Consider the following 23,231-nt stretch of genomic DNA (forward strand, 5'->3'; position numbering starts at 1 on the left):
CTCTGCGCAATCGCGGCAATCACCGACGACGGGGTTTGTGCAATGTGCCGATGCCGTCGGTCGTGGGCCGGATGGTGTCCTGCCCTGTCGGGTCACGGGCTCTTCGGCGGATCCCGGACCCCGGTCGGTCCCGCGAGCGGCGCTCGCACGCTCTGCGGGCGGTCAGGCGGGTGCGGCTCCCCCGCCGGTCTCCGCGGTCAGTTCGCGCTTGAGGATCTTGCCGGTGGACGTCAGGGGCAGACTGTCGCGGAACTCCACGCTGCGGGGGTACTTGTAGGCCGCCACGCGCTCGCGGCTCCAGGCGATCAGTTCCTCTTCGCTCAGCCGCTCTCCGGGCGCGAGGATGACGAACGCCTTGACGTCCTCCCCGTGCGTGGCATGGGGTACACCCACCACGGCGGCCATGCTCACGGCCGGATGCGTGATCAGGACCTCCTCGACCTCGCGCGGGTAGACGTTGAAGCCACCACGGATGATCAGGTCCTTGACCCGGTCCACGATGTAGTAGTAGCCGTCCTCGTCCCGCCGGGCGATGTCTCCGGTACGGAACCAGCCGTCACGCACCACCGAGGCCGTGTCGTCGGGCCGCCGGTAGTAGCCCTTCATGATGTTGTGCCCGCGGATCGCGATCTCGCCCGGACCACCGTCGGGGACGGCCTGCCACGCGTCGTCGATGAGCTTCATCTGCACACCCCACACCGGCCGGCCGATGGACCCGGGCCTCGGCGACAGCCCGGGCGGGTTGAAGCAGGCGACGGGCGAGGTCTCCGAGAGTCCGTACCCCTCCTGCACTCCCACGCCGAAGGCCTTCCCGAACTGCCGGAGCACCTCGACGGGCAGGGCGGCTCCCCCGGAGACGGCGGTACGCAGGTGCTCGGGCGGTGCCCCTCCGTCGAGGGCTCCGAGCGCGCCGAGCAGGGCCCAGTACATCGTCGGGACCCCCGCGAAGAACGTGACGCCTTCGCGGTGCATCAGCCGGAGGGCCTCCTCCGCGTCGAAGCGGGGCTGCAGGACGAGGGTGGCGCCCCGGAGCAGCCCCATGTTCATCACCGCGCTCTGGCCGAAGGCGTGGAACAGCGGGAGGGAGGCCAGCATCACCTCGTCCTCCGCCGCCGTGAACAGCCGGTCGGCGACCATGGCGTTCATCGCCATGTTGCGGTGGGTGAGCTCGGCTCCCTTGGGCCGTCCCGTCGTGCCGCTCGTGTACAGGATCACGGCGGTGTCCTCCGCCTCGGTGGCCGCCGTCTCGACGGGCCCGGCACTCCCGGACCCCGTGTGCGAGATCCGGTCCAGCAGGAGGAAGTGCTCGCAGCCGGGCGCCTGGTCGAAGCCCGCCTTCCCCACCTCGGCCAGAGGCAGCTGGGGTGTTCCCTCGAAGCAGAGAAAGGCTGTGGCACGGGAGTCGGTGAGGTGGTAGGCGACCTCCTGCGGGCGCAGTAGCACATTGAGAGGCACCACGACCGCCCCGGTCCGCAGGATGCCGAAGTAGGCGGCCGGGAAGTCCGGCACGTTCGGGCAGGACAGCGCCACCTTGTCGCCCCTGCCCACGCCCAGGCGCCTCAGCGTGCCGGCGATGTCTTCGGACCGTGACAGCAGCTCGGCGTAGGTCAGCCGGGTGTCACCGAGGACCAGCGCGGTTCGCTCGGGGTACTCCTGGGCGCTGTGCTCCAGCAGGGACGACAGGTTCAGCATCAGTTCTCCTCAGCGGCTCGTGAGGAAATGCTGAGGCACAACAAGCCCGGTACGTGGTGGGCGGACGACCTCGGATCCGGCACCCGTCTTGTGCGTCTGCACAATCGTGGTCCGGGGGGTGAACCGTATGCTGGCCGGCATGCCAGAGCAGCACGCCGATGGCGGCCTGATCGTTCCTCCGCTGTTGTCCGTGTGTGCGGCGGGGCTGGTGGAGCGGGTCGACGCCCTCGCTGACGACCTGTTCCGTGCGATCACCGCGGAGATCTCCCCCTACGCGCAGTTGAGCGAGGAGGTCCGGGCCGACGTACGCGACTTCAACGAGCGCAATCTGCACGAGCAGCTGACGTGCATGGCCGACCGCCGGCCGGTGCGCACGGACTCCACCCGGCAGTGTGTCCGCCGTCGCGCCACACAGGGCGTTCCGCTCGACGCGGTCCTGCACGCCTTCCGCATCGGCTACCGCTTGATGGCCCAGGCCCTCATCGAGCGCGCCACGCAACAGCCCGGCACGACGATGGATGACATCGCCCAGGCGTCCATGTCGATCTGGTCCCTGCTGGACGCCGCGTCGCAGACGGTCAACGACGTCTACCGGGAGACCCTGGTGGGTCTGGCCCGAGCGGATGAGCTGCAGCGGCTGTTGCTGCTCGACGCGCTCCTCACCGGAAAGACGGCCGACTGGGCGAGGCTCGGCGGCACCGCGGCCTCCCTGGGGCTGCCCGAGCAGGGGCCGTACATCTGCGTCGTCGCCGAGCACAGTGACGGCACGGCGATGGAACAGGTCCTGCTGCGCAGCGGACTGCGCTCGGCCTGGCGCCCCCGCCCCGACGGGCTGGCGGGCATCGTCGCACTGCCCGACCCCGCTCTCTCCTCTGGTTCCGCCCGTGTTCCTGGAACTTCGCTGGTCCTGGAAGCGGTCGGCGCCGCGGTCACGGGGCGCGCCGGTCTGAGTCCCGTGTACACACGGCTGCGCGAGAGCTCCGACGCGCTCCGCCTCGCCACGCTGGCCCGGGCCTCGCTGCCTTCCGGGACGCACGGGGCGGTGACGCTCGATCACGACCCGGCCGCGGCCCTGGTCGCGGCCGGGCACGACCTGGCGCTGCGGCTGGGCATCGCCCTGCTCGATCCGGTCCTCGCCGCACCGGACCGCAAGGACCTCATCGAGACGCTGACGGCGTGGCTGGAGTCCGAGACCGGTTCGACCACCGAGATCGCGGAGACCCTCTACTGTCACCGCAACACGGTCCGCAACCGGCTCGACCGTGTCTCCCGCCTCACCGGCCGCTCCCTGCTCCGGCCCGCCGACGTCGCCGCCCTGTACGCCGGGGTGCGGGCTCTCAGGCTCCGTACACGCTGACTCGCCCCCGTGTGTCCGGCCGCCGTGGGGATGAATTCGGTTGCGGCGGGGCCGTCGGGCCAGGTGAGCTCGGTGCATGGACGATGAGGCGCAGCAGGTGCATCGGGCGAGGACGTCCAGCGACCGTACGCGCACGCCGCACCCGGCGCCATGGCGCAGAGCGGCGGTGCTCCTGGCCCTGATGCTTGCTGCCTTCACCTTCAACACGGCGGAGAACCTGCCGATCGGCCTTCTGGACGTCGTCTCCGAGACTCTGCGGGTGCCGGTGCCGGCGGTCGGTCTCCTCGTCACCGGCTACGGCCTGACGGTGGCCGTGGCGTCTCTGCCACTTGCCCACTTCATGCGGGCGGTGCCCCGGCGCCATGTACTCACGGGCCTGCTGGCCGCCCTGGTCGTGTCCAGTCTGGCAGCGGCCGCGGCGACCTCCTACGGCCCGCTCCTCGTGGCCCGGCTGCTGACCGCGCTGGCCCAGGCGCTGTTCTGGGCGGTGATGGGGCCGGTCGCGGTGGGTCTGTTCGCGCCCGGGGTACGGGGCCGGGTGGTCGGGGCGCTGTCCGTCGCCGGTTCGCTCGCACTCGTACTCGGTGTTCCCGCCGGGACCTGGCTGGGCCGGCGGAGCGGCTGGCCGGTACCGGTGAGCGTACTGGCGGCTCTGGGGTTCGTCTCCCTGGTGACGATCGCCGCTCTTCTGCCGACCTCCCGTCCGGAGGAGGAGCACGCCGCCTACGGAGTCAGGCCCGATGCCCGCCGGTTCGGGACGGTGCTGGCGGCCGGGACCCTGGCTGCTACCGGGGCGTTTGCCGGATTCACGTACGTCGTAAAGTTCCTGGGCGACGTCAGCGGGTTCCCGCCGGACACGGTGGGCGTCCTGCTCGTGGCCTTCGGGACGGCGTGTCTGGCCGGGGTGAGCGTCACCGGGGCGTTGCTGGACCGCTTTCCGGACCTCACGCTGACCGCGGCCGTGACCACGCAGGGAGTGGGTATGGCCGGCCTGTACGCGGCCGGAGCCGACCCGGTGGCCGCGGTGGTGTTCCTGATGCTGATGGGCGGTGCGCTCGGGCCGGTGTTCATGACCACCCAGAACGCGATGCTGCTCAGTGCGCCGCGCCGTACGGACATGGCGCTGGCCGCCAACTCCGGTTGCTACAACGCCGGGATCGCGGCGGGCGCGGCGCTCGGCGGGCTGATCCTTCCGGTCGCCGGCGTGCGGGGAACCTTCCTCGCCGGTGGGCTGCTGACCGCCTGCGCGTGCACGGTGCTGCTCGTCGGACGGCTGCTGCCCGGGCGGCAGCGGCGTGAGCATCGGGTGTCAGACGGAGGACACTGATCCAGCAGCGCGGCACGGGAAGGCCGAGCTCGTTCATCAAGGGGTGTACCCGAGGTGCGGCAGAAGGCCGCGTGCTCCCCCGCGTCCGTTGCTCGGCGAATCCCCTTCAGTCCAGAAGAGCGGCCGTGAACATCTCACGGTGGGCAACCAGCCATCCCTGCATACGGTCCCAACGTCGCCACCCGCCACGGTCGGACAGTGCCTGGGTGAAGACGGGGTCACCGTCGGCCACCCGGTCGGCGACGAAGGCGCGGCAGGATGCGGTGGCCTGTTCGATGACGCCGGGCAGTTCAGCGCGTTCCTCAGTGGCGAGGCCATAGCTGTCGGCGAGGATCCGCAGGCGCGTCGCAGCGTCCAGCCCTTCGGGATAGGAAACTGCCGCGGACACGGGATCGACCATGGGAACCCAGTAGCGGGCGGTCATGGCGACGTCCCACAGGGGTCGGCCGGGTGCCGCCTGATCGAAATCGATCAGGGCCGCGGCACGGCCGTCGCGGAACACGACGTTGTCCGGGCACACATCGTTGTGACACAGCATCGTCCCTCCCTCCGGATCGGCCAGGTCCCGCGGCCATTCGACGCGTGTGTCGACCTCGATGGACCGGCTGGCCCCGTGCAGGCGGCGCAGCAGGCTTCCCACCGATCTCAGCGCGCTCTCCGTCATCACCCAGCGCGGAAACGGCGGCAGGGCGACGTCGCCAGCAATGAAGGTCAGCTGCTCACGGCCGTCGTCGGTGAGACGTACGGGTGTCGGAGCGGCGTCGAAGCCCTGCTCTTCGAGCGCGCGGAGGTGGGCGTGGAGAGCACGTGCGGTGCTCGGCGCCGGGCGTTCCACCAGGTCGCCGTGGCGGAATACCGCGCCCGCGTTCGTCATGCCGCCGACGAGCGCTTGGCCCGCCGTCTCATCGCTCTCCGCTGCCATGCCGATCACGCTACCGGCAGATCGGGGATGCGGGGGAAGATCTCGAATCGGCAGTCGAACTCAGCGGCTCTCCATGGCACTTGACGCGCGTCACAGTGGCCTCCGTACGGACATGTCGACGTCGGTCGCGGCTTCCCGGCAGCGGAGGCGGCCGAGCCGTCGTGCGGTCGTGCCGTCGAGGCCACCGGCCCGGGTCCCGTGACCGCAGCCCGGCCGAGGGTGCCTCGTGCGGCGTCTCAGCGAACCACTGCCGTGGTCGTGAAGCGGTCGCCGCAGATGTGGAGCTGGGTGGCCCGCAGGGTCAGGGCCTCCCGGGAGCCGGGAGGGTAGACGCGCAGGTAGTCGGGCCGGCGCCAGCATCCGGAGTCCTTGATGCCCTGGTTCAGGGTGTGCAGGGTCACCCCTGCGGTCTTTCCGGGACCGATGACCGTCAGCTCCCGCATGGCGCCCTCACGTTCGGCCGGCACGCCGATCGCGCTGCCGTCCCGCCTGATCAGCGAGACACCGGGGAAGCCACGCAGGGTGCACGAGGTGGAGGACTTGTTCGCGAACGTGAGCCGGTAGTAGATCTGTCCCGCGCCCGCGTCGGCACGGCCCAGGCTCATGGTCAGGCCGTCGGCCGTACAGCGCCGTGCCGCCGAACCGGCCGGAGCGGTGGTACTGGTGGTGGACGGTTCCTGGGCGGTGGATTCTTCAGGGGCGCCGGTGGCCGCGGCAGGGGCGGACGAAGCCCCGCCGGAAGGCCTTTCGGCACCCTGCGCGGAACCGCCGGGCGCGGAACCCGTCGCGCCGGGCGGTCCGGCCGAGGCCGGGGTGCCGCCGCAGCCGGCCGCGACAAGGGTGAACGACGCGATGGCGACCGGGACGAGGACATGCCGACGGAGTGTGCGAGCCCTGCGGGCAGTCCTCCCGCTCAGCGGCCGGCGTGATCGCTCGGACGGTGGTGGAGTGGTACGCGAGAGTGAACTCATACCTCTCACCTGCTCGATTTCGCGCCGTTCGAACCTGTCGCGTTCGCACACCGGTACGACATCCGGAACGCGAGGAACCAGCAGAGGGAGCTGTCGTCGGCAAGCCCCTCCTCAGCAGGGAAATCGTCATCCATGCGGGTGACTTGGCCCGTCAGGGACTATCGCGCGGGTGGGCCGGCGGCTATCCCTGTCGTTCGTGATGAAGAACCTGATGCGCACTGCCGCGGCAGTCGCACTGACCGCCCTGCCCCTCACCCTGACCGGCCCGGCGCACGCCGCGGCCGGCCCCGCCCTCTCGTCGGCGGGCCCTTGCGCGTCCGTCGCCGCACCCATCGGACATCTCTGTGTCCCCGCACCCAAGCAGTGCTTCACGACGCCGTGTCCGCAGTACGACATCGTGCCGCTCCTGCCCGAACCGTGGCCGGACGCACGAGCCTGACCGCCCCGTTCACCGAGGCTCGTTCACCGTCGCCGGCTCAGGCCGACGAGGCGGACCAGTGCAGGGAAGCGAGGGCCACGGCAGCCACAGAGCACCGCACGTCGCCCCGCGGCAGTCGTACGCGAACGGGGCCGACAGGCCCTGGACCGGTCATGTCCCGGCAGCCCACCCCCGCACCGTCGGCAGGACCGACTCGGCGACGCGGAGCACCGCCGCGTCGTCCGGCACCCTTCCGTCCTCGCGCCACAGGACCACTTCGTAGGAGCCTCCCCTGTCCTTCGCGTCCCGTGCCACCACGAGTGCGCGGGCCGGGACACCGGGACCGCTCGTGGTGTCGCCCCCGTCGAGGCGGAGACCGATGCTGATGGTCCGGTCCGAGTAGAGGACCGCCGGCCGGTCCAGAACCTTCCGCTTCTGCGCGGCGTCGCCCAGCAGCGTGGCGTACGTCCCCACCGGCAGACGGTCATAGGTGGCCGTCAGCGTCACGGTGTACGTCCCGAGCTGGACGCGGGCCGAGGGGGTGGCCGTCTCCGTGCCGCCCGCGCGTGCGACGGAACCGTCGCTGCCGCTCGCGGACTTCGCGATGTCGCCCGGTGTGCCCAGCAGTTCAGCGAGGTCGGCACGGTTCAGCGCCTCGCACAGCTGGGCCCCGGAGGCCTGCCGCGAGGCGCCCTCGGACTCCTTCGGCTTCTGATCGGGCTCGCCGCCCGAGCACGTGGCGGGCCCGGGGTCGCTCGCCGGGGAGGATGTCTCCCCGATCGCCCACAGCCCGGCGCCGAGCGCCGCCACCAGTGCGACCGCGGCGAAGGCCTGCCCCCAGGGCCCCGCGCCCTTCGTGGGCGCGTTGATTTCGTCGGCCATGTCCCCCCACCTGCCATGATCCACCGATACGTGCCCGGGGACATTAACCCATGATCATCTCGCGGACAAGGCGGTTACCGGCACCCGCGAACGCCTCTGCCGTTCCCCGGACCGCCACGCGTCCTCCGCGTTCCGGGCGGGATCCGAGGCGTCGCGGCCCATGCCTCGCCGGGCCCCTCAGGCCGGTTCCGCCGCCTTGCCCCGGCCGGCCGTCACGACCAGCCCTCCGACGGCCGCGAGGCCCATGAGAACCACGCCGAACACGGTGGCACCGCCGGTCAGGCCCACGGCGTCACTGAGGTAGCCGGCGGACACGGGCAGGACACCCGCAAGAAGGTAACCCCCCACATTGAGCGCGGCGTTGGCCTCGGCGAGGCGTTCGGGAGGCACGGCGGCGTTGAGCAGAGACAGGCCACCGAGTTGCCCCATGCCCTGACCGGCCCCGGCGAGCAGCGCCGAGGCGACGAGGATCGGCGCCGACGAGGCGTGCACCGCGACGATCAGCGTGATCATGCTCATCGCGGTGCCGATCGCACCGGCCGCGAGAATGGTGTGCCGGGGCAGACGCCGGACGGCGAACTGCACTCCGGTGGCGGTGAGGAACATGGCGAACGCCATGCCCCCGGCGACGATCCGGCTGGTGGTGCCCAGCAGTCCCGAGAGGAGCGAGGGGCCGAGGGAGAGCACGAAGGAGGTGGCGGTGAGTCCGGGCGCGAACACGACGACACCCTGCATGAGTTGACGGCCACTGCCTCGTGGCACGGCGGGCACGCGCATCCAGGCACCGCCCTTCACGGGCGAAAGCGGACGCCGGATCGGCATGCGCAGCACGACGAGCACCGCGGTGACGAGCAGCACGGCCTCGACGACGAAGACGGTGACGGTCGGAGCGGGCAGGGTCTCGGAGAGGACGCCGGCCATGAAGGGGCCGAGGCCGGCGCCGAAGACCATCGCGCACGAGGCGAGCAGGGCGGCGAGCCGCTTGCGTTCGGGGCCGGCCACATCGGTCACCGCGGCCATACCGGCCGACACCACAGCGCCGACGGCGACGCCCGCGAGCAGCCGGCCCACGATCAGCGCGGCCACGCCGGTGGCAGTCGCGAAGACCAGGCACGCCAGGAGCGCAAGCAACAGGGCGGGGAGCAGCACCGGCTTGCGCCCGATCCGGTCGGACACCACACCGGAGACGAGGAGCGAACCGATGAGACCGACGATGTAGAACGCGAACACGACGGTCAGGGTGCCCTTGGAGAAGCCGAAGTCACGTTGCCACACCACGTACAGGGGTGTTGCGGCGTTCGAGAGAACGAAGACGGCCGTGACCGGCCACGCGGCGAGCCACACCCACCACAGCGGAGCGGCGCTCCGGCCGTCGGCCCTGGCGGGCCCGCCTTGGCGACCCACGCGGCCGGCGGCCCGGACGGATGCGGTCCGATTTCTGGACATAATTGTGCCTTCCGACGTCCTGAAGTACGAGTTGAGTCGAACTTAGCATGCAGTACGATAGAAGTCGTACATAGGAATCGAGCCACGAGGAGTGCCCGTGCCACCGACCGCGCGCCGTACCGCGACCGCCGCAGGCAAGGCGCTTCCGGAGCCGCCCGGCCTGCCCGAACCGCTACCGGAACCGGCGGTCGAGGACCTCCGCCTGGAGACGGTTCTCGCCGCGCTCAGCGACCCTTTGAGGCTGACGATCGTCCATAGGCTCCTCGTGGAGTCGGAGCAGTTCGATCACTCCTGCGGCTGGTTCGGTTTCGACCGGCCCAAGTCCTCTCTCACACACCACTTCAAGGCGCTGCGGGAGGCGGGAATCACGCGCCAGCGTCAGTACGGGCTCGAGCGCCGCAGCCATGTACGCGTCGATGACCTCAACGCCCGCTTCCCGGGCCTGCTCGACCTGGTCACGGCTTGGACCCCTCCGGCCTGACCGTCCTGGTCCGGCGGTCGGACAGGCCGGAGGGCGACGGTTCCTCAGGCGGACTCCGGACCGCCCTGAGCGCGACGGTTCCTCAGGCGGACTCCGGACCGCCCTGAGCGCGACGGTTCCTCAGGCGGACTCCGGACCGTCCTGAGGTCGACGGTTCCTCAGGCGGACTCCGTCAGGTCCCTGAGCCGCCCCAGGTCGGCCGTAACCATGTCGGCGTCGCGCCGGAAGTCGGCGTCGCTCACTCCCGGCCGCCGCCGCAGGGTGAACACGACCTCGCTGCCCGTGCCGTCCGCGATCACGCGAACCGGGTTGTGGACGGTCTCCCCGGAGGGCAGCGTGACGTCGTGGTCGAGCACGCCCAGCTCGTTGCGGGGAGTGAAGGCAACGACGACGCGCCCCATCGGGGAGGACTCCGCGACCCATTGGCCGTCGATCTCCTCGATGGAGTCTCCCAACCCGTGGGCCCACTCCGGAAGATGGGCCGGATCGGAGGCATAGGCGTAGACAGCATCGACGGGGCTGTCGATGTGGATGCCGATATGGCGCGATTCTCCTGCGGTGCTGTTCATGACGGCGAGAATATCGGGCACTCTCCTCCTTCTCTTGAAGGAAACGGACACGGCCCAGGGCGCGATCGCCTTCGGGGCTGCCGCAACGTCGCCCGTGGCCTGGCACACTCGGCCCCATGACCGCGCAGCATCACCCCACCGCACCGAACGATCCCCTGCGCGTCTACGCCGCGCACTATCCCGATGTGGTGCGGTCGGGATCCCTGCGCGACGCCCTGCAGGGCGAATCCGACCGCGGGGGCCACGGGCTCACGGTCGAGTTGACGCCCTCACCCGGCTGGCGTCACTCGGCGGCGACGGTGGCCGCCGAGGGCCGCTCGGCCATGGCCCACATGGCACTTGAGGTCCGCAGCTTCTCCGTCGACTGCTGGAGCGGCGGCATCCGCATGGCTACGGGTTCGACGGACGACCTGTCCGCGGTCGCCGGTGCGATGAGCACCTGGTTGCGCGCATCCAGGGTGCGTGATCTCGTGACCGAGTGGCCTCTCATGCGAACCTGGGAGCTGGCCGAGGCCCATGAGCGCGGCGAAGCCGTGCCGACACGCTGGCGCCAGCTGCGTGAGGCCACCGGACGCCCACAGGACAGCGCTCTGCATCAGCTCGTCGAGGCCGCCTTCGCCCAGCCGGCGCTCCGGGCTCTGTCGCCGGGACGAAGCACGTACTGGCTCACCTTCAGCCGCCGGGCCGCGCCGCCCATCTGTCACGATCTGCCGCGTGTCAGGCCGTTGAGGAGCGGCGGCTACCTGATCGCGTGCGCGGACGGGCGGCAGCAGGAGACGAACGAGGCCGCGGAGGCCGTCGCGCTGATCGTGGCCGCCCTCCCCGACGACGTCCGCCGGGGGCCTGAGGGGCCGTGACACCGAGGCGCTCAACGACCTCCGCACCCCCCATCGCCCCGTCAGCGGGCGTCCGTGAGACGCGCGTACGCGACGACGTTGCCGTCGTAGCCCGTCTTCCGGGAGAAGCCGCCGCCGCAGGTGAGCACGCGCAGTTCCGGATCGGAGGTGTTCGCATAGACGCGGTCGGCCGGAAACGCTGCCTTACTGACGACCTCTACGGCATAGACGGAGAAGACCGCCGTGGTGCCGTCGGTGCGGCGGATCTCGATGCGACGCCCCTTCTCCAGTGCGCCGAGGCCGTAGAAGACGGCGGGGCCCGTCCTGTTGTCCACGTGCCCCACGAGCACGGAGGTGCCCGGCTCACCGGGAGTGACGGAACCGTCGTACCAGGCGGCCAGGTTGTTGTCCGTCAGGGGTGGTGCGTCGATCCAGCCGTCCGCGCCCAGGCCCACCTTTCCGACCGGGGCGTCGACGCCGAGGAAGGGGATCGTGATCCGTGCGGGCAGCGCACGGGTGAGGGGCTCGGGGGGCGGCCCCTTCGGCCAGGCGCCGGCACCCGAGAAGCCGGACCTGTCACCCACCGCCGACGCGGGTTGCGGAGGGCCACTGCCGCCGCCGACGCCGTGCCGGATCAGGGACAGACCGAGCAGCAGGGCCACGACAAGCGTGCCCCAGCCCGGGCCGCGGCGGCCACCCTTGCCGCTTCCGCCCCGGCCGTCCGCGGGGGCACGGCGGCCGAACAGGCCCCGACGTTGCCGTTCCGGGGGTTCGGCGGGTTCGATCCACTCGTGCCACACGGCTCTGTGCACGTCTTCTCCGGATGTCGGTCCTGTGGTGCCCGGACCGGGCCCGCGAAGGGGCCCGGCCCTTCGGCGCTCTCGCGGTCAGGCGCTGCTGCCGGAACGCCGGCGCATCTTGTGGGCGCCGAATCCGAGCGCGCCGGCGACGAGAGCGACACCCGCGCCGATCTCTCCCGGACTCATGTCGGAGAGGCTGCCACCGGCGCCTGCCCGGACGCCGTTGCCGGGCATCACCGGGCTGGTGGGGTCGGCGTGGCCGGAGCCCTCACGAATGGTCAGCGGCGTGGTCCCCTTCTCGCCCTTGCAGTCGAAGGTCACGTCGTACTCGGCACCGGGCTTGGCGTCGTCATCGACGCGCGCGGTCGCCGAGCGCCCCTCTTCGAGCGTGACGGTGTCGAAGACGCCCGAGGTGACGGTCACGGACGGGACCTCGCACCCGGTGGCATTGAGCGTCACGGTTCCGCCGGGGGCCACCGTCGACGGGGAGACCGTGAAGCCGAACGACGTGATGTTGTGGTTCCCGTCGTCGGCAAGGGCCGCCGGAGCAGCGACTCCGAACGCGGCGGCACCGAGCAGGGCGACAGAAGCAGCACGTATCACGCGCATGATGTTTCTCCGGATTCTCGAGAAGCAGCTGTGGACCTTTTGTCCGCACAAGCGAGCAATACCCCTCGACTTGGGCGACGCTAGGTGCCCCCCGGAGGGCTCGCCAGTCGGCCACCGCGGGGCGGCGCCGAATGGAGCAGCGCCGCCGCGACGCGCCCGGATCGGGGGCACACGCCGTTCGGCCGCACGCCGATTCCGTCACCCGACCACCCCGCGGCGGCCAAAAGCCGGCGGCCCGTTCCGGCCACATCCCGCCCCTGCCCCATCACACTCAGAACGTAGGTTAGGTTAGGCATACCTAAGTAACCATCATCGGATCTCGCCACCCTCCCCTCAGGAGACCCTGGATGCGCCCTTTCAGCGCCCGCACCACGCAGCCGACTCCCGCCGAACGCATGCGGTCGATCCTCGTCGCCGCCCATTCGATGACGGTGGTGAGTGACGGCCTCGACCCCGTCGAGGTCCACCGCCTCGACGGAACGGGCGCCATGGGCCACATCCACCTCCACGAACCCTCCGGGGCAGGCCCCGCGCATCCGGCCGCGCCCGTCCCGGTCCGGCTGGAGTTCACGGACATCGCACCGACGCCCGTACGCGACCGGCTGCGTGCCCGCGTCACGATGACGGGGCTGCTGACCGCCCGCTACGACGCGGATGCCACGGACAGCATCTGCATGGAGTTCGGCCAGGCGGTTCTGGACGACGGCGACGGCCGCACCTTCGTCTCACTGTCCGCGCTCCAGGAGGCCACTCCCGATCCGGTCACCACGCACGAGGCGGACATGCTCACCCACCTCGTGGACAGTCACGCGGAACTCGTGCCGTTGCTGCTGCGCCTCGTCCGCCCCAGGCCGGACAAGAACATGCTGCGCGCCCTGCCTGTGGCTCTGGACCGGTACGGCATCACTCTGCGTCTGGAGTACCGCCGTGACCAGCGCGACGTGCGGCTGCCCTTCGCGACACCCATGACCGGGATGAACCAGGCCGGCCCCCGGATCCACGCCCTGCTCACAGCCGCCCGTCGTGCATCCCATCCGAGCCGGCTCTTCGCCTGACGGCACGCGAAGGCGGCCGTCGCCGTGACCGCGACGGGCCGGCGACGGCGCTGCTCGCCGCGTGGCTCGTCGGCGCGGCCACGACGAGACACCCGCTCAGATACCCAGGGTTCCCTGCAGCTCCTCCACGGCGGCCCGCGCCGCCGCACCGATCACCGCGTCGGCGCGGGGCAACTTGCTGTCGGCCCGGGCCGCTTGGGTGAACACCACCGCCGTGTAGACACTGCCGTCGGCGAGTTCGACGACACCCGCCTCATGGCGCAACGCGCCGAAGGTGCCGGTCTTCCCGTAGACGGTGACGTCGTCGTAGGGGAAACCGGAGGCGAGCCGGTGCGTCCACGGCTGACTGCGCATGACTTCGCGCATGTAGGCGCAGCGCTCCTCCGAGGCGGCCCGGCCGGTCCAGATCGCGCGCAGCAGGCGGGCCATGTCCGACGCCGTGCTGGACGCCTTGAACGCGGGGTCGTACACGTCCATCGGCACGACGGCGTCGTTGTCGCTCACGCGTGCCATCGCCGCGTCCAGCGACCTGGCACCCGTCTCCGCGACGAGCCGGCGGAGCGTGCTGACGACTCCGCCGTGGATCCGGGTGTCAGGCATGCCCAGGTCCCTGCACATGGCGTCGACCGCGTCGGCGCCGACCGCCCGGAGAACGGCGGCGGCCGCGGTGTTGTCGGAGATACTCATCATCTGCGTCACCAGGTCGCGCAGTGACATGGTGACGGGGTCGCCGAGGATGGAGACACCGGTCGGGCCGGGGACGCGGTCCGCGGGTTCCAGCGTCAGCCGACGGCACGGATCGATCAGCCCCGCATCCGCGAGCCGGCAGAAGGCCGCCATGAGCGGCATCTTGTAGACCGAACCCACCGGCAGGGGTTCGTCGGGGTCGATGGCCACCTCGACCGACGGACGGTGCAGCCCCGCCACGTGGAGCCAGCCCCGGACACCCGCGTCGTCGAACATGCCGCGGATGGTGCGCTCCACACCCGTTGCACGCCGTGCCGCCTTCACAGCGCCGCCTTCCGGACCAGTGCGTCCTCCAGCAGTCGCGCCGCCCTCGCCGTCTCCACCGAACCGGGACGTCGCGGGTTCCACGCCACCCGCAGCCGCAGGGGCAGCGGGGGCTCCGTCGCCGCCCGGCGCTCGACGCCGGAGGCCGTCAGCGCGCCGTCCGCCGTGACCAGTACGGCCTGACCCGATGCGACCAGGGCGAGGCCGGCGCGCTCATCGGCGACCACCACGGTCTCCACCCGGCGGCCGCGGCCGGCCAGGGTGTCGATGAACAGGTCATGGGCCGCCGGCGCCTCGGCGCGCGGGCGCACGGCGACGGGGAGCCCCAACGGCACCGCGCCACCGCCCTGTTGGCAGTCCGCGGGAACGAGGACCCAGGTCGGCAGAAGGATCACGCGGCCCGCGGCCAGACCGTGCAGCACCGAAGGGTGCCGGATCACCGCCAGGTCGAGGCGCCCGGCCTCGACATCACTGAGCAGCCCGGACGTTGACGCCGTCACCATGCCTGTCCTGGTCCGCTCGCCGGCCCGGACCAGCGCGGCAGCGACATCGGCTGCGAGCGGCGCCGGCACCTCCGGGGTCAGCCCCAGTCGCAGCCGACGCCCGTCCGCGTGCTCACGGGCGCCGGTCTCCCGGAGTTCCGCGAGCGCCGCCAGTGCCCGGCGGGCGTGCGGAAGCAGCAGGGCCCCCTCCTCGGTGAGGAACACCCCGCGCTCGCGCTCGAACAGGCGAACACCGAGCAGCGCCTCCAGCCTGCGCAGACCTTGTGAGAGCGGTGGCTGAGTGATGCCCACCCGCTGGGCGGCCGTGCCGAAGTGTTCCTCCTCCGCCAGTGCGACAAAGATTTCCAGGTGCCGTTCGGTCAGCACTGTGCCCCCTGACATGCGGCGATATGAATGTCGAATCCCCTTGATGTCGAGAGCATATTCGACATGCGGACGGGCAACGGGTTTGACTCCGGCGGGGGTTGACCGCGGGGGGCTGTCGAAAGCCTGCCCGCACGCCCCGTTGACGCCGGGGGTCGACCCGGCAGGCCGATCAGGCAGGACCCAGAACGGAGAGCACCTTGACGCGTGCCCGCAGCCGGAACACTCACCCGGGACACGGACCGCGGCGCCGCGGGAGGCGGCTGCTCGGCATCTTCACAGCCCTCCTCCTGCTGGCCGGCGGCGGGTACGCCGCCCTCAGCCTCCGGGGCGGCGGCGCGAAGCAGGACGATCCACAGGTGACGGCCGCCCGGAAGCCCTTGACGGCATTCCTCGCAGCATGGGCGGAACACGACGCGAAAGGGGCCGCCAGTCATACGGACACACCCGACAACGCCGCGTCGCTCCTCACCTCGGTACTGACCAACCTCAAGCCTTCCAAGACCACCCTGGTGAGCGGCGACGGCCGGAGGAAGGAGGACGGGAAAGTGCTCTTCCCGTTCTCCGTGGCCATGCAGGTGCCCGGTGCGGGCGAGGTCACCTGGCGCTCCCGGGCCGAGGTGAACCGCACGTCCGGGACGTGGAAGGTCGAATTCACCTCGCCGATGATCCACCCGGAACTGAGCCCGGGGCAGACACTCGCGCTGAAGTCGGACGGCGCCCGGGCCAAGGTGCTCGACAGCCGGGGCCGGCCGCTTGAGGCCGCGTCACTCGTGGGCGTCGTCGACCCGGTCAGCGGCAAGGGCACGTCGGGGCTCGAGGCCCGGTACGACAAGGTGCTCTCCGGCGGGAGAACGGCCGGCAAGTCCCTCGTCGTCGCGGACCGGCAGAGCGGGCGCGCGGTCAAGAACCTCGGCCCGGCCGCGCGGGCCGAGGGCCGTCCGGTACGCACCACCATCGACCCACGCATCCAGAAGGCGGCGGCCGATGCCGTGGCCGAGGTGGAGAACAACGCGGCCATCGTCGCCATCAACCCGCGCAACGGCCACATACTCGCCGCCGTCAACCGGCCCGGCGGCCTCAATCGCGCTCTCGAAGGGCGCTATCCGCCCGGCTCCACCTTCAAGGTCGTCACCACGGCGGCTCTGCTCAAGGGCGGTACCCGGCTGACCGACAGCGCGGCCTGCCCGAAGTTCGCGCACGTGAACGGCCAGCGCTTCGAGAACCAGAAGCAGTTCTCCCTCCCCGCCGGCTCGACCTTCACCGATGTCTTCGCCCAGTCCTGCAACACCTACTTCGTCAACGCCCGCGGCAGGCTCTCCAGCACCGATCTGCGGGATGCTGCGCTGGCGTTCGGGATCGGGGGCACCTGGGACGTCGGCACGACCACGTACGACGGCAGTGTCCCGGCGACGACGAGCGACAACGACAAGGCGGCCGCCACCATCGGTCAGGCCCGCGTCCAGGCGTCCCCCCTGGTCATGGCGTCGATCGCGGCCACCGTCAAGAACGGCACATTCAGCCAGCCGGTCCTGGTCCCGGACGCGGTGAAGAAGAAGTTCACCGCGCCGGCGGCGCTCGGCGCCGAGGTCACCGGGCAGCTCCGCGAGCTGATGCGCGCCACGGTGACCTCGGGTTCCGCCCATGCGTTGCGGGAGCTTCCCGGCAGCCCTCACGCGAAGACGGGAACGGCCGAGTTCGGTACCGGCAAACCGCCCCGCACCCATGCCTGGATGATCGGTTACCAGGGCGACTCCGACCTTGCCTGGGCCGTCCTCCTGGAGGACGGGGGGTCCGGCGGCGCCGACGCGGGCCCGGTCGCGGCACGGTTCCTGCGCAACCTGGCCCGCTGAGTCGGCCACGGTCCCCGGACGGGGCGCTGACCGCCGCCGAGGCGGGGGTCAGCGCCCCATCCCGTTCGCTGCCGCCCGGCTCAACAGCGGCTCAACGAGGGCGGGTTGCACGCCCATAGCCAGAAACGCCAGGCGTCCGGCCACCCTCCGCTCGACCTCGAAGCGGTGGAAGGCCATGAGGAGCGACTGCGAGACCATCACGTTCAGCTCCGTCACCTCGCTCCACGCCACGCCCCCTCCTCGCGGCCGGCCGAACAGGTCGGTGCCGACCAGGCCGCCCGTGAACAGGTAGCACCTTCGGAGCCCGAACCGTGCGGACATCAGGCCCCATGCGCGGGTGAGCCCCCACACGACGAGCACGACCCCGATGACGATGCCCGTCTCGGTGAGGGCCGCCGCGGGCCGCTTGACCACCAGGAGGACCAGCAGCACCAGGCAGAGCGTCGTGCGCGCCCGCCGTCCTGTCTGTGCGAGCGCGCCGCCCACTCCCGCTACGGCGTATTCACCGCACGCCTCGCCCAGCCCGAACCCGTTCATGTCCGATCTCATGCGAACCGTCTCCTCGGGGGTTGTGCCACGGCCCACTCGGCCGTGACGGACAAGCACGCCATCGCCTCGTCCTCGCGATGAGTTCGGCGAGCAGCCGGGCCCGGGGAACCATCCGGGTCACATCGACGTACTCGGAGTCCGCGTGGGACCGTACACGTCGCGCTGCCCACCACTCTGCTCCCGGCCGCCCTGGACCTGCGCGACCTGCTGCGTGCCGCGGTCGGCCCCCAGGATCCGGTGGACGGACCGGTCCACTGAGGGCGGCCCGGCCGCGGTGAGCGGACTGCCGTTCCCGTGTCCGGGGTCCGCTGAGGGCTGGCCGCGGTGAGCGGACTGCCGTTCCCGTGTGCGGCACAGCCCCACCCCGGCCAGGTGCGCGCGCGATCAAGGACGTTGCACGACCCCGGCACCTCGGCCAGAATGCAGGCATGACAGGTGAACTTCCGTCAGCCGACGACTCCTCAGGTCAGGGGACACGGCCCGAGCTGCGGGCATCCGACCGGGATCGGGACCAGGTCGTGGAGATCCTTCAGGTTGCCGCCGGGGACGGCCGGCTCACCGGCGTCGAACTGGACGAGCGCCTGGACGCCGCACTGTCCGCGCGCACCATGGGCGAGCTGGCCGGGCTGACCGCCGACCTGCCCTCGGAGGGCATGCCGCCGCAGGCGAGGGAACTGGTCAGGATCGACCAGCGTTTCGGCGACGTCAGCCGTACGGGCCGCTGGCTCGTTCCGCGCCGGATGGAGATCCGGCTGATGTTCTGTGACGCGAAGCTCGACTTCACCGACGCGGTGATCACCCACAGCACCCTGCACCTCGATGTCGATCTGCGCGTCGGGGGAAACCTGATCCTGGTGACCCGGCCGGGCATCGTCGTCGACACGGACGGTCTGACGCGCAGCAGCGGAGAGATCAGGATCAGCCCCGATTCCGGTCAGGGCACACGCCGTTCCCTGCACGTGCGACTGACCGGACAGTCCCGCGGCGGTGACATCATCGCCCGGCCCCCGCGGCGGAAGTTCTCGGAACTGATGCGCCGCCGCTCTCCGAAGGCCGACGGCCGCTGAGGCGCCGCGCGCCTCCGAGCAGGGGATAGTCGTTGTATCCCTCCTCCCCGTGCACGTGCATCAGGAACTCCGGGCGGATGTCGTTGAGCGGTGCTCCTGTCCGCAGTCGCTCCACGAGGTCGGGGTTGGCGAGGAACCCGCGGCCCAGCCCGATGAGGTCGGCGCCCTCCGCCAGGAGCCGTTCCCCGCGCCTCATGCCGCCGTCGGCCGCTGCCTCCTCGCGTGACAGAGCCGGGTTGGCGATCAGCGTGCCGGGCCAGGCCCTGCGGATCCCCGGGAAGAGGGGTCCGTCCACATCGGCCCGGACCAGATGCAGGTAGACGGGGGCGATGCGCGCGAGTGCGGGCAGCAGCGCCGCGTAGATCTCCTCGGTGTCGCCCTCTTCCACACTGTTGACATCCGCTCCGGGCGAGATGCGTACGCCGACCCGGTCCGGGCCGATCGCCTCCGCGACCGCCCGCACCACCTCGACGGTGAAGCGGATCCGGTTCGCCGGCGGACCGCCCCACTCGTCGGTCCGGCGATTGGTGTTCCCGGCCAGGAACTGGTGCAGCAGATGGCCGTTGGCGGAATGCACCTCCACACCGGCGAAGCCTGCTTCGACGGCGTTGCGGGCGGCCGTGGCGAAGTCGGCGATGGTGGACCTGATGTCCCGCGACGACATCTCACGGGGCGCGACGCCTTCCCGGAGCCCGCCCGGTGTCGGCAGGGACTCCGGGAAGCGCACGACCGACGGCGCGAGCGGGATGTGGCCGCTGGTGTCGGGATGCCCCACCCTGCCTCCGTGCTGCAACTGGAGGAACATCGGGCTCCCGCCGGAGGCTGCCACCGCTTCGGTGACCCGGCGCCATCCGGCGATCTGTGCGGGACTGTGGACACCCGGGATGTGGGGGTAGGTCTGGCCGACGGCGTTCGGTGTCGTGCCCTCGGCGATGATCAGGCCGGCCGAGGCGCGTTGCGCGTAGTGAGTGGCCATCAGTTCGCCCGGGACGCCGTCGGCGCTTGCCCGGTTACGCGTCAGCGGCGCCATGACCAGGCGGTTGGCGAGTGCGAGGCCGCCGAGGCGGGCGGATTCGAAGAGACGGGATGCGGCGGGTGCCTGCTGTGTCTGCGTCATGCCGGTACCGTAGAACCTGACATTGATGTCAGATTCAAGTCGTGAGGTGGGCATGCGGATCGGTGAACTGGCGGCTCGCACCGGTGTCGGCGAGCGTTCGCTGCGGTACTACGAGGAACAGGGGCTGCTGGCGGCCGACCGGACACCGGGCGGTCACCGTGACTACCCCGAGAGGGCCGTCGACCGGGTCATCCGCATTCAGGAGCTCTTCGCGGCCGGCCTCCACAGCTCGAAGATCGTACGGATTCTTCCCTGCATGCGCGACGAGGACGGCGGCCCGTCCCTGCGCGCCACTCCGGAGCTGGTCGCCGAGCTCACCACCGAGCGGGAGCGCATCGACTCCATGATCAACGACCTGATCCGCTCCCGTGAGGTGCTGGACGAGGTCATCGACACGGCGTCAGGCCGCTCTCCCGCTCCTGCGGAACAGACGTAGCTCCGAGGCGCAGTGCGACCGTGACGGCAAGCGGCGTACGCCGGCGCGGTTGGCGCACGCCGGGCCGGCGGGAGCGGAGGGTCCGTCGCGCCCGCACCTTCACTCAGCGGTGGCGAACCGAGCACCGGCCCCGTCGCGTACGCTGCCCGGCCGGCGGCTCACCGGCCGGGCAGCGTGAACAGCCGGGCGACCACGGCCACCGGCTCCGTGCCGTCGGGGCGGGCGGCCGGCCCTCGGTCCCGGTCGCGGTAGCCGTCCAGCAGGCGGCGGATCGAGGCGCCGAGTTCGACCGTCTCCGCCGGGGTCAGATGGACGACGGCGCTGAAGGACTCCTCGTGCTGCCACTCCCCCGGCGCCTGCTCCCGGTGATCCAGCCGGAGCCGATCGCTCATGTCCCGCGGCCCGCGTACCGGCGCGGCACGCTCCTCCGGCTGTAGCGCGAACGGCCCGTCCGGCTCTTCGGGCGGCGCCCAGCGAAGCCGCCACGGCCGCGCCCGGCCTCCGTCGTGCGGCGCCTCCTCGATGAGGCCGTGCCGGGCGAGCTGGCGCAGGTGGAACGAACACAGACCGGAACTGTGGCCGAGGCGCGCGGCGGCCTCGGTCGACGTGACCGTGCCGGCCTCGGCGAGCAGATCCAGGAGGGCAACGCGCAGGGGGTGATCGGGGAGTTGTCGGCGAGCGCGATGCAGTCGGGGGTCGGCACAGGGAACTTGGCGGTTCTCGTCGCTCATTTTGCAAAGGATGCTACTTTGCAAAGCATTCGGTCAAGCTGCTCCGCGGGCCGGCGTCGGAGCATGTGCGGAAGGCGTTGATAGTCCATGGCGGTTCGGTTCGACAACACGGGGCAGGACCGCCGGGTGCGCGTGATGGGAGAGCCGGTGGCGTCCTATCCGCGGCTCGCGCCGGAGACCGAGCGCGGTGCGGTGCGCCGCATCACCGTGGTCGGGGAGGAGATCCTGCGGCGTCGGTGCCGCGAGGTCACCCGGTTCGGCACACCGGAGCTGTCGCGACTGATCGACGACATGTTCGCCACGAACCAGGTGGCGGAAGGCGCGGGACTTGCCGCCAACCAGGTCGACGTGGACCTGCGGTTGTTCGTGTGGGACATCACGGACGAGTGGGGAGTACGCCATGTCGGGCACATCGCCAATCCGGTCCTGCTGGAGATTCCGGCCGGGGAGCGCCGGCTGATCGAGGAGACGGAGGGGTGTCTGTCCGTTCCGGGTCCCTACCGTGTGGTGCCGCGCCTCGACCGTGCCGTCGTACGGGGCCGGGACCGGAACGGCGCACCGCTGGAGATCGAGGGCCGGGGCTATTTCGCGCGATGCCTTCAGCACGAGACCGACCATCTTCGCGGTCAGCTGTATCTGGACCGGCTGGCCCTGCGGGAGCGAAAGACGGCCCTGCGCGAGATGGCGGCGGCCAAGGACGAGATGTTCGCCCGGCGGGCGGCCGCTGCCGAGAAGCTGGGCAAGTAGCACCCGTCGCTTCGCACGGCGGTCCGCCCTCCCGTACCGCTCAGGGCCTGTCCCGTGGTTCCTGGCGGGCGCGCGGGCCCAGCTGCACGTTGTCGGAACGCCCGCATACATCCACGTATCCGGACACCCCTCCGCCCTGCGACCCACCGCATCCGACGCCGCGCGCCGGTCCACCAGGGATGACGGGACAGCCCTCAGACCCGCTCCAGCGGTCGGTGCGGGCCCGCGGGCAGATCCACGCCGATCGGGTCACCGGGCCGCACCCGGCCCCCCTGCCGCACCACGCCCATGATCCCCGCCTTGAAGGTGAAGTCCCCGGTCCCGGGATCGATCTCGAACATCTCGTTCAGCAGACCCGGCCGGAACGCGTTGATCTTCGCGCAGGGGTTGCGCAGCCCCGTGACTTCCACGACGGCTTCCCCGCCCATGTTCAACAGCGCACCTGTGGGCAGGCCGAGCAGGTCGATCCCCCGGGTCGAGACGTTCTCGCCGAGCTCGCCCGGGGCCACGGCGTACCCCTTTCCCGCGAGTTCGTCGAAGAGCTCCTCGTGTATGAGGTGCACCTGGCGCAGATTGAGCAGCTCCGGTTCGTACGTCATGCGGAACTGGTGCTTGATTGTCTTCCCCGCGTGGACGTCGTCCTCGACGCCGAGACCGGCGAGCAGCGTGATGCCCGCCCGGTTCGGCTTGCTGAACGCGTACGTCCCGTTACTGCTCACTGCCGTCACGCGCGCCGGCACGGCGCTCACTTCTCCGTCGCGTCGAGGGGGCGCAGGAAGCGGCGTTCGTACCGTCGGATGCAGCGCGTGCGGCGGGCCAGTTCGAAGGCGGCCTGGCACTCGGGATCGGTGACGCTGTCGGCCCGGTAGCGCTCGTACTCGGCGAAGCCGGGGAACGAGAAGAGCGCGTAGGCGATGTCGCTGTCACCCTCGCTCGGCAGGAAGTAGCCGTGGTGGGTGCCTCCGAACCGGTTGACGAGTACGACCCACCGCCGGCCGTACTCCTCGAAGTCCTCGATGCGGTCGGGGTCGATCTCGTACTTCAGATGAATGGTGATCACCGACGACATGATGCCTCAGGGGATGCGCGTCCCGAACGGGCGGACTCCCTGGGCGGTCCACGGCTCGGCCGGGGACGGATCCCTGGTCTCCGTGTACGCACTGCTTCCGTACGGGAGCAGTGTTCTCGTAGCGGCGGGTGACCGTTCGAGATGCAGGTGTGGGGACCCGCTGATTCGCTGGTGTGGTCGGATCTCCCCCGAGACCCAGGAGCGATCATGAGTGTTGCGGATGAAACCGGCGGCCGCGCGGAGCGTATTCGCGCCAAGGCGCAGGAGATGAAGGAGGCGGCCGAGCGTGTCTCCGATCCGCAGGAGCGCCGGCGCCTCGAGGACAAGGCCCGCAGGCTCCAGGAGCGGAGCGATCAGGTGTCCACCAAGGGCGAGGACGGCACGAAACCGCTCTGACCGCCCCCTGGGCGCCCGCCGGTC

General features: G+C 71.0%; 26 protein-coding genes. 11 read left to right on the forward strand and 15 right to left on the reverse strand.

What is annotated here, in order from left to right:
* Positions 1-162: 162 nt before the first annotated feature.
* Entirely contained in the window at positions 163-1,692 is a 1,530-nt protein-coding gene (locus ACGFZA_RS14185) for a long-chain fatty acid--CoA ligase (RefSeq protein ID WP_393679080.1), read from the reverse strand.
* Between the two features lie 139 nt (positions 1,693-1,831).
* Here ACGFZA_RS14185 and ACGFZA_RS14190 point away from each other — a divergent pair, with 139 nt between their 5' ends.
* Positions 1,832-3,049 carry a PucR family transcriptional regulator gene (locus ACGFZA_RS14190; protein WP_385271984.1) on the forward strand — a complete coding sequence of 406 codons (1,218 nt, stop codon included), beginning with the start codon at positions 1,832-1,834 and terminating at the stop codon, positions 3,047-3,049.
* 181 nt (positions 3,050-3,230) lie between these two features.
* Entirely contained in the window at positions 3,231-4,376 is a 1,146-nt protein-coding gene (locus ACGFZA_RS14195) for an MFS transporter (RefSeq protein ID WP_385272652.1), read from the forward strand.
* A gap of 106 nt (positions 4,377-4,482) precedes the next feature.
* On the opposite strand, the gene ACGFZA_RS14200 is transcribed toward ACGFZA_RS14195, so the two are convergent.
* Positions 4,483-5,298 (reverse strand): phosphotransferase, encoded by an 816-nt coding sequence (locus ACGFZA_RS14200; protein WP_393679083.1) that lies wholly within the window; start codon positions 5,296-5,298, stop codon positions 4,483-4,485.
* Positions 5,299-5,534: 236 nt separating this feature from the next.
* On the reverse strand, positions 5,535-6,269 hold the full coding sequence (locus tag ACGFZA_RS14205) for a DUF4232 domain-containing protein (protein WP_393679085.1): 735 nt from the start codon (positions 6,267-6,269) through the stop codon (positions 5,535-5,537).
* 211 nt (positions 6,270-6,480) lie between these two features.
* Between ACGFZA_RS14205 and ACGFZA_RS14210 the strand changes: the two genes are divergently transcribed.
* On the forward strand, positions 6,481-6,708 hold the full coding sequence (locus ACGFZA_RS14210) for a hypothetical protein (RefSeq protein WP_385271975.1): 228 nt from the start codon (positions 6,481-6,483) through the stop codon (positions 6,706-6,708).
* Positions 6,709-6,858: 150 nt separating this feature from the next.
* Here the strand turns inward: ACGFZA_RS14210 and ACGFZA_RS14215 are convergent, their stop codons facing one another.
* Positions 6,859-7,569 (reverse strand): DUF6215 domain-containing protein, encoded by a 711-nt coding sequence (locus ACGFZA_RS14215; RefSeq protein WP_385271972.1) that lies wholly within the window; start codon positions 7,567-7,569, stop codon positions 6,859-6,861.
* A gap of 177 nt (positions 7,570-7,746) precedes the next feature.
* Entirely contained in the window at positions 7,747-9,015 is a 1,269-nt protein-coding gene (locus ACGFZA_RS14220; RefSeq protein WP_385271969.1) for an MFS transporter, read from the reverse strand.
* Between the two features lie 97 nt (positions 9,016-9,112).
* Here ACGFZA_RS14220 and ACGFZA_RS14225 point away from each other — a divergent pair, with 97 nt between their 5' ends.
* The gene (locus ACGFZA_RS14225) at positions 9,113-9,496 is read left to right on the forward strand and encodes an ArsR/SmtB family transcription factor (RefSeq protein ID WP_385271966.1); all 384 of its coding nucleotides are present in this window, start codon (positions 9,113-9,115) and stop codon (positions 9,494-9,496) included.
* A gap of 158 nt (positions 9,497-9,654) precedes the next feature.
* On the opposite strand, the gene ACGFZA_RS14230 is transcribed toward ACGFZA_RS14225, so the two are convergent.
* Positions 9,655-10,065: an SRPBCC family protein gene (locus tag ACGFZA_RS14230; RefSeq protein ID WP_385271963.1), complete on the reverse strand. Its 411-nt coding sequence runs from the start codon at positions 10,063-10,065 to the stop codon at positions 9,655-9,657.
* Positions 10,066-10,181: 116 nt separating this feature from the next.
* Between ACGFZA_RS14230 and ACGFZA_RS14235 the strand changes: the two genes are divergently transcribed.
* A complete protein-coding gene (locus ACGFZA_RS14235; protein ID WP_393679090.1) occupies positions 10,182-10,922 on the forward strand; it encodes a DUF6193 family natural product biosynthesis protein in 741 nt (246 codons plus the stop codon).
* A 41-nt stretch (positions 10,923-10,963) separates the two neighbouring features.
* Here ACGFZA_RS14235 and ACGFZA_RS14240 read toward each other — a convergent pair whose 3' ends face one another.
* Positions 10,964-11,647 carry a class F sortase gene (locus ACGFZA_RS14240; protein WP_385272649.1) on the reverse strand — a complete coding sequence of 228 codons (684 nt, stop codon included), beginning with the start codon at positions 11,645-11,647 and terminating at the stop codon, positions 10,964-10,966.
* Positions 11,648-11,788: 141 nt separating this feature from the next.
* A complete protein-coding gene (locus ACGFZA_RS14245; RefSeq protein ID WP_385271957.1) occupies positions 11,789-12,310 on the reverse strand; it encodes a hypothetical protein in 522 nt (173 codons plus the stop codon).
* 347 nt (positions 12,311-12,657) lie between these two features.
* Here ACGFZA_RS14245 and ACGFZA_RS14250 point away from each other — a divergent pair, with 347 nt between their 5' ends.
* Positions 12,658-13,365 carry a DUF2470 domain-containing protein gene (locus ACGFZA_RS14250; protein ID WP_393679093.1) on the forward strand — a complete coding sequence of 236 codons (708 nt, stop codon included), beginning with the start codon at positions 12,658-12,660 and terminating at the stop codon, positions 13,363-13,365.
* A gap of 96 nt (positions 13,366-13,461) precedes the next feature.
* On the opposite strand, the gene ACGFZA_RS14255 is transcribed toward ACGFZA_RS14250, so the two are convergent.
* Both ACGFZA_RS14255 and ACGFZA_RS14260 read right to left on the reverse strand, forming a co-directional pair.
* Positions 13,462-14,328: a serine hydrolase gene (locus ACGFZA_RS14255; RefSeq protein ID WP_393679096.1), complete on the reverse strand. Its 867-nt coding sequence runs from the start codon at positions 14,326-14,328 to the stop codon at positions 13,462-13,464.
* A 44-nt stretch (positions 14,329-14,372) separates the two neighbouring features.
* Positions 14,373-15,245, reverse strand: coding sequence for a LysR family transcriptional regulator (locus ACGFZA_RS14260; protein WP_393679690.1), 873 nt, complete (start codon positions 15,243-15,245; stop codon positions 14,373-14,375).
* A gap of 197 nt (positions 15,246-15,442) precedes the next feature.
* Here ACGFZA_RS14260 and ACGFZA_RS14265 point away from each other — a divergent pair, with 197 nt between their 5' ends.
* The gene (locus tag ACGFZA_RS14265; protein WP_393679098.1) at positions 15,443-17,095 is read left to right on the forward strand and encodes a penicillin-binding transpeptidase domain-containing protein; all 1,653 of its coding nucleotides are present in this window, start codon (positions 15,443-15,445) and stop codon (positions 17,093-17,095) included.
* 48 nt (positions 17,096-17,143) lie between these two features.
* On the opposite strand, the gene ACGFZA_RS14270 is transcribed toward ACGFZA_RS14265, so the two are convergent.
* Complete coding sequence (locus ACGFZA_RS14270; RefSeq protein ID WP_393679101.1) at positions 17,144-17,644, reverse strand: hypothetical protein; 501 nt, start codon at positions 17,642-17,644, stop codon at positions 17,144-17,146.
* A 428-nt stretch (positions 17,645-18,072) separates the two neighbouring features.
* On the opposite strand from ACGFZA_RS14270, the gene ACGFZA_RS14275 reads away from it, so the two are divergent.
* The gene (locus ACGFZA_RS14275; protein WP_385271945.1) at positions 18,073-18,711 is read left to right on the forward strand and encodes a DUF1707 domain-containing protein; all 639 of its coding nucleotides are present in this window, start codon (positions 18,073-18,075) and stop codon (positions 18,709-18,711) included.
* Here ACGFZA_RS14275 and ACGFZA_RS14280 read toward each other — a convergent pair.
* The gene (locus ACGFZA_RS14280; RefSeq protein ID WP_393679103.1) at positions 18,638-19,828 is read right to left on the reverse strand and encodes an alkene reductase; all 1,191 of its coding nucleotides are present in this window, start codon (positions 19,826-19,828) and stop codon (positions 18,638-18,640) included. The genes ACGFZA_RS14275 and ACGFZA_RS14280 overlap by 74 nt on opposite strands.
* Before the next feature lie 52 nt (positions 19,829-19,880).
* Between ACGFZA_RS14280 and ACGFZA_RS14285 the strand changes: the two genes are divergently transcribed.
* Entirely contained in the window at positions 19,881-20,264 is a 384-nt protein-coding gene (locus ACGFZA_RS14285) for a MerR family transcriptional regulator (RefSeq protein WP_385272640.1), read from the forward strand.
* A gap of 158 nt (positions 20,265-20,422) precedes the next feature.
* Here ACGFZA_RS14285 and ACGFZA_RS14290 read toward each other — a convergent pair whose 3' ends face one another.
* Complete coding sequence (locus tag ACGFZA_RS14290) at positions 20,423-20,995, reverse strand: winged helix-turn-helix domain-containing protein (RefSeq protein WP_393679105.1); 573 nt, start codon at positions 20,993-20,995, stop codon at positions 20,423-20,425.
* Positions 20,996-21,082: 87 nt separating this feature from the next.
* Here ACGFZA_RS14290 and def point away from each other — a divergent pair, with 87 nt between their 5' ends.
* Complete coding sequence (gene def, locus ACGFZA_RS14295) at positions 21,083-21,742, forward strand: peptide deformylase (protein WP_385271936.1); 660 nt, start codon at positions 21,083-21,085, stop codon at positions 21,740-21,742.
* Positions 21,743-21,936: 194 nt separating this feature from the next.
* Here def and ACGFZA_RS14300 read toward each other — a convergent pair whose 3' ends face one another.
* Positions 21,937-22,482 (reverse strand): MOSC domain-containing protein, encoded by a 546-nt coding sequence (locus ACGFZA_RS14300; protein ID WP_385272637.1) that lies wholly within the window; start codon positions 22,480-22,482, stop codon positions 21,937-21,939.
* Between the two features lie 5 nt (positions 22,483-22,487).
* Entirely contained in the window at positions 22,488-22,802 is a 315-nt protein-coding gene (locus tag ACGFZA_RS14305; RefSeq protein ID WP_385271933.1) for an NIPSNAP family protein, read from the reverse strand.
* Between the two features lie 216 nt (positions 22,803-23,018).
* Between ACGFZA_RS14305 and ACGFZA_RS14310 the strand changes: the two genes are divergently transcribed.
* Positions 23,019-23,207 (forward strand): DUF6381 family protein, encoded by a 189-nt coding sequence (locus ACGFZA_RS14310; protein ID WP_385271930.1) that lies wholly within the window; start codon positions 23,019-23,021, stop codon positions 23,205-23,207.
* Positions 23,208-23,231: the final 24 nt, after the last annotated feature.

Source organism: Streptomyces sp. NPDC048211, assembly GCF_043202315.1.
Taxonomy (GTDB): Bacteria; Actinomycetota; Actinomycetes; order Streptomycetales; family Streptomycetaceae; genus Streptomyces.

Bases quoted from the DNA above. Each gene is read 5' to 3' on its own strand.
- def (WP_385271936.1), top strand. From the start codon at position 21,083: ATGGCGGTTCGGTTCGACAACACGGGGCAGGACCGCCGGGTGCGCGTG.
- ACGFZA_RS14250 (WP_393679093.1), top strand. From the start codon at position 12,658: ATGCGCCCTTTCAGCGCCCGCACCACGCAGCCGACTCCCGCCGAACGC.
- ACGFZA_RS14275 (WP_385271945.1), top strand. From the start codon at position 18,073: ATGACAGGTGAACTTCCGTCAGCCGACGACTCCTCAGGTCAGGGGACA.
- ACGFZA_RS14220 (WP_385271969.1), bottom strand. From the start codon at position 9,015: ATGTCCAGAAATCGGACCGCATCCGTCCGGGCCGCCGGCCGCGTGGGT.
- ACGFZA_RS14270 (WP_393679101.1), bottom strand. From the start codon at position 17,644: ATGAGATCGGACATGAACGGGTTCGGGCTGGGCGAGGCGTGCGGTGAA.
- ACGFZA_RS14190 (WP_385271984.1), top strand. From the start codon at position 1,832: ATGCCAGAGCAGCACGCCGATGGCGGCCTGATCGTTCCTCCGCTGTTG.
- ACGFZA_RS14290 (WP_393679105.1), bottom strand. From the start codon at position 20,995: ATGAGCGACGAGAACCGCCAAGTTCCCTGTGCCGACCCCCGACTGCAT.
- ACGFZA_RS14230 (WP_385271963.1), bottom strand. From the start codon at position 10,065: ATGAACAGCACCGCAGGAGAATCGCGCCATATCGGCATCCACATCGAC.
- ACGFZA_RS14235 (WP_393679090.1), top strand. From the start codon at position 10,182: ATGACCGCGCAGCATCACCCCACCGCACCGAACGATCCCCTGCGCGTC.
- ACGFZA_RS14255 (WP_393679096.1), bottom strand. From the start codon at position 14,328: ATGTTCGACGACGCGGGTGTCCGGGGCTGGCTCCACGTGGCGGGGCTG.
- ACGFZA_RS14210 (WP_385271975.1), top strand. From the start codon at position 6,481: ATGCGCACTGCCGCGGCAGTCGCACTGACCGCCCTGCCCCTCACCCTG.
- ACGFZA_RS14195 (WP_385272652.1), top strand. From the start codon at position 3,231: ATGCTTGCTGCCTTCACCTTCAACACGGCGGAGAACCTGCCGATCGGC.
- ACGFZA_RS14280 (WP_393679103.1), bottom strand. From the start codon at position 19,828: ATGACGCAGACACAGCAGGCACCCGCCGCATCCCGTCTCTTCGAATCC.
- ACGFZA_RS14215 (WP_385271972.1), bottom strand. From the start codon at position 7,569: ATGGCCGACGAAATCAACGCGCCCACGAAGGGCGCGGGGCCCTGGGGG.
- ACGFZA_RS14310 (WP_385271930.1), top strand. From the start codon at position 23,019: ATGAGTGTTGCGGATGAAACCGGCGGCCGCGCGGAGCGTATTCGCGCC.
- ACGFZA_RS14200 (WP_393679083.1), bottom strand. From the start codon at position 5,298: ATGGCAGCGGAGAGCGATGAGACGGCGGGCCAAGCGCTCGTCGGCGGC.
- ACGFZA_RS14245 (WP_385271957.1), bottom strand. From the start codon at position 12,310: ATGCGCGTGATACGTGCTGCTTCTGTCGCCCTGCTCGGTGCCGCCGCG.
- ACGFZA_RS14285 (WP_385272640.1), top strand. From the start codon at position 19,881: ATGCGGATCGGTGAACTGGCGGCTCGCACCGGTGTCGGCGAGCGTTCG.
- ACGFZA_RS14185 (WP_393679080.1), bottom strand. From the start codon at position 1,692: ATGCTGAACCTGTCGTCCCTGCTGGAGCACAGCGCCCAGGAGTACCCC.
- ACGFZA_RS14205 (WP_393679085.1), bottom strand. From the start codon at position 6,269: ATGAGTTCACTCTCGCGTACCACTCCACCACCGTCCGAGCGATCACGC.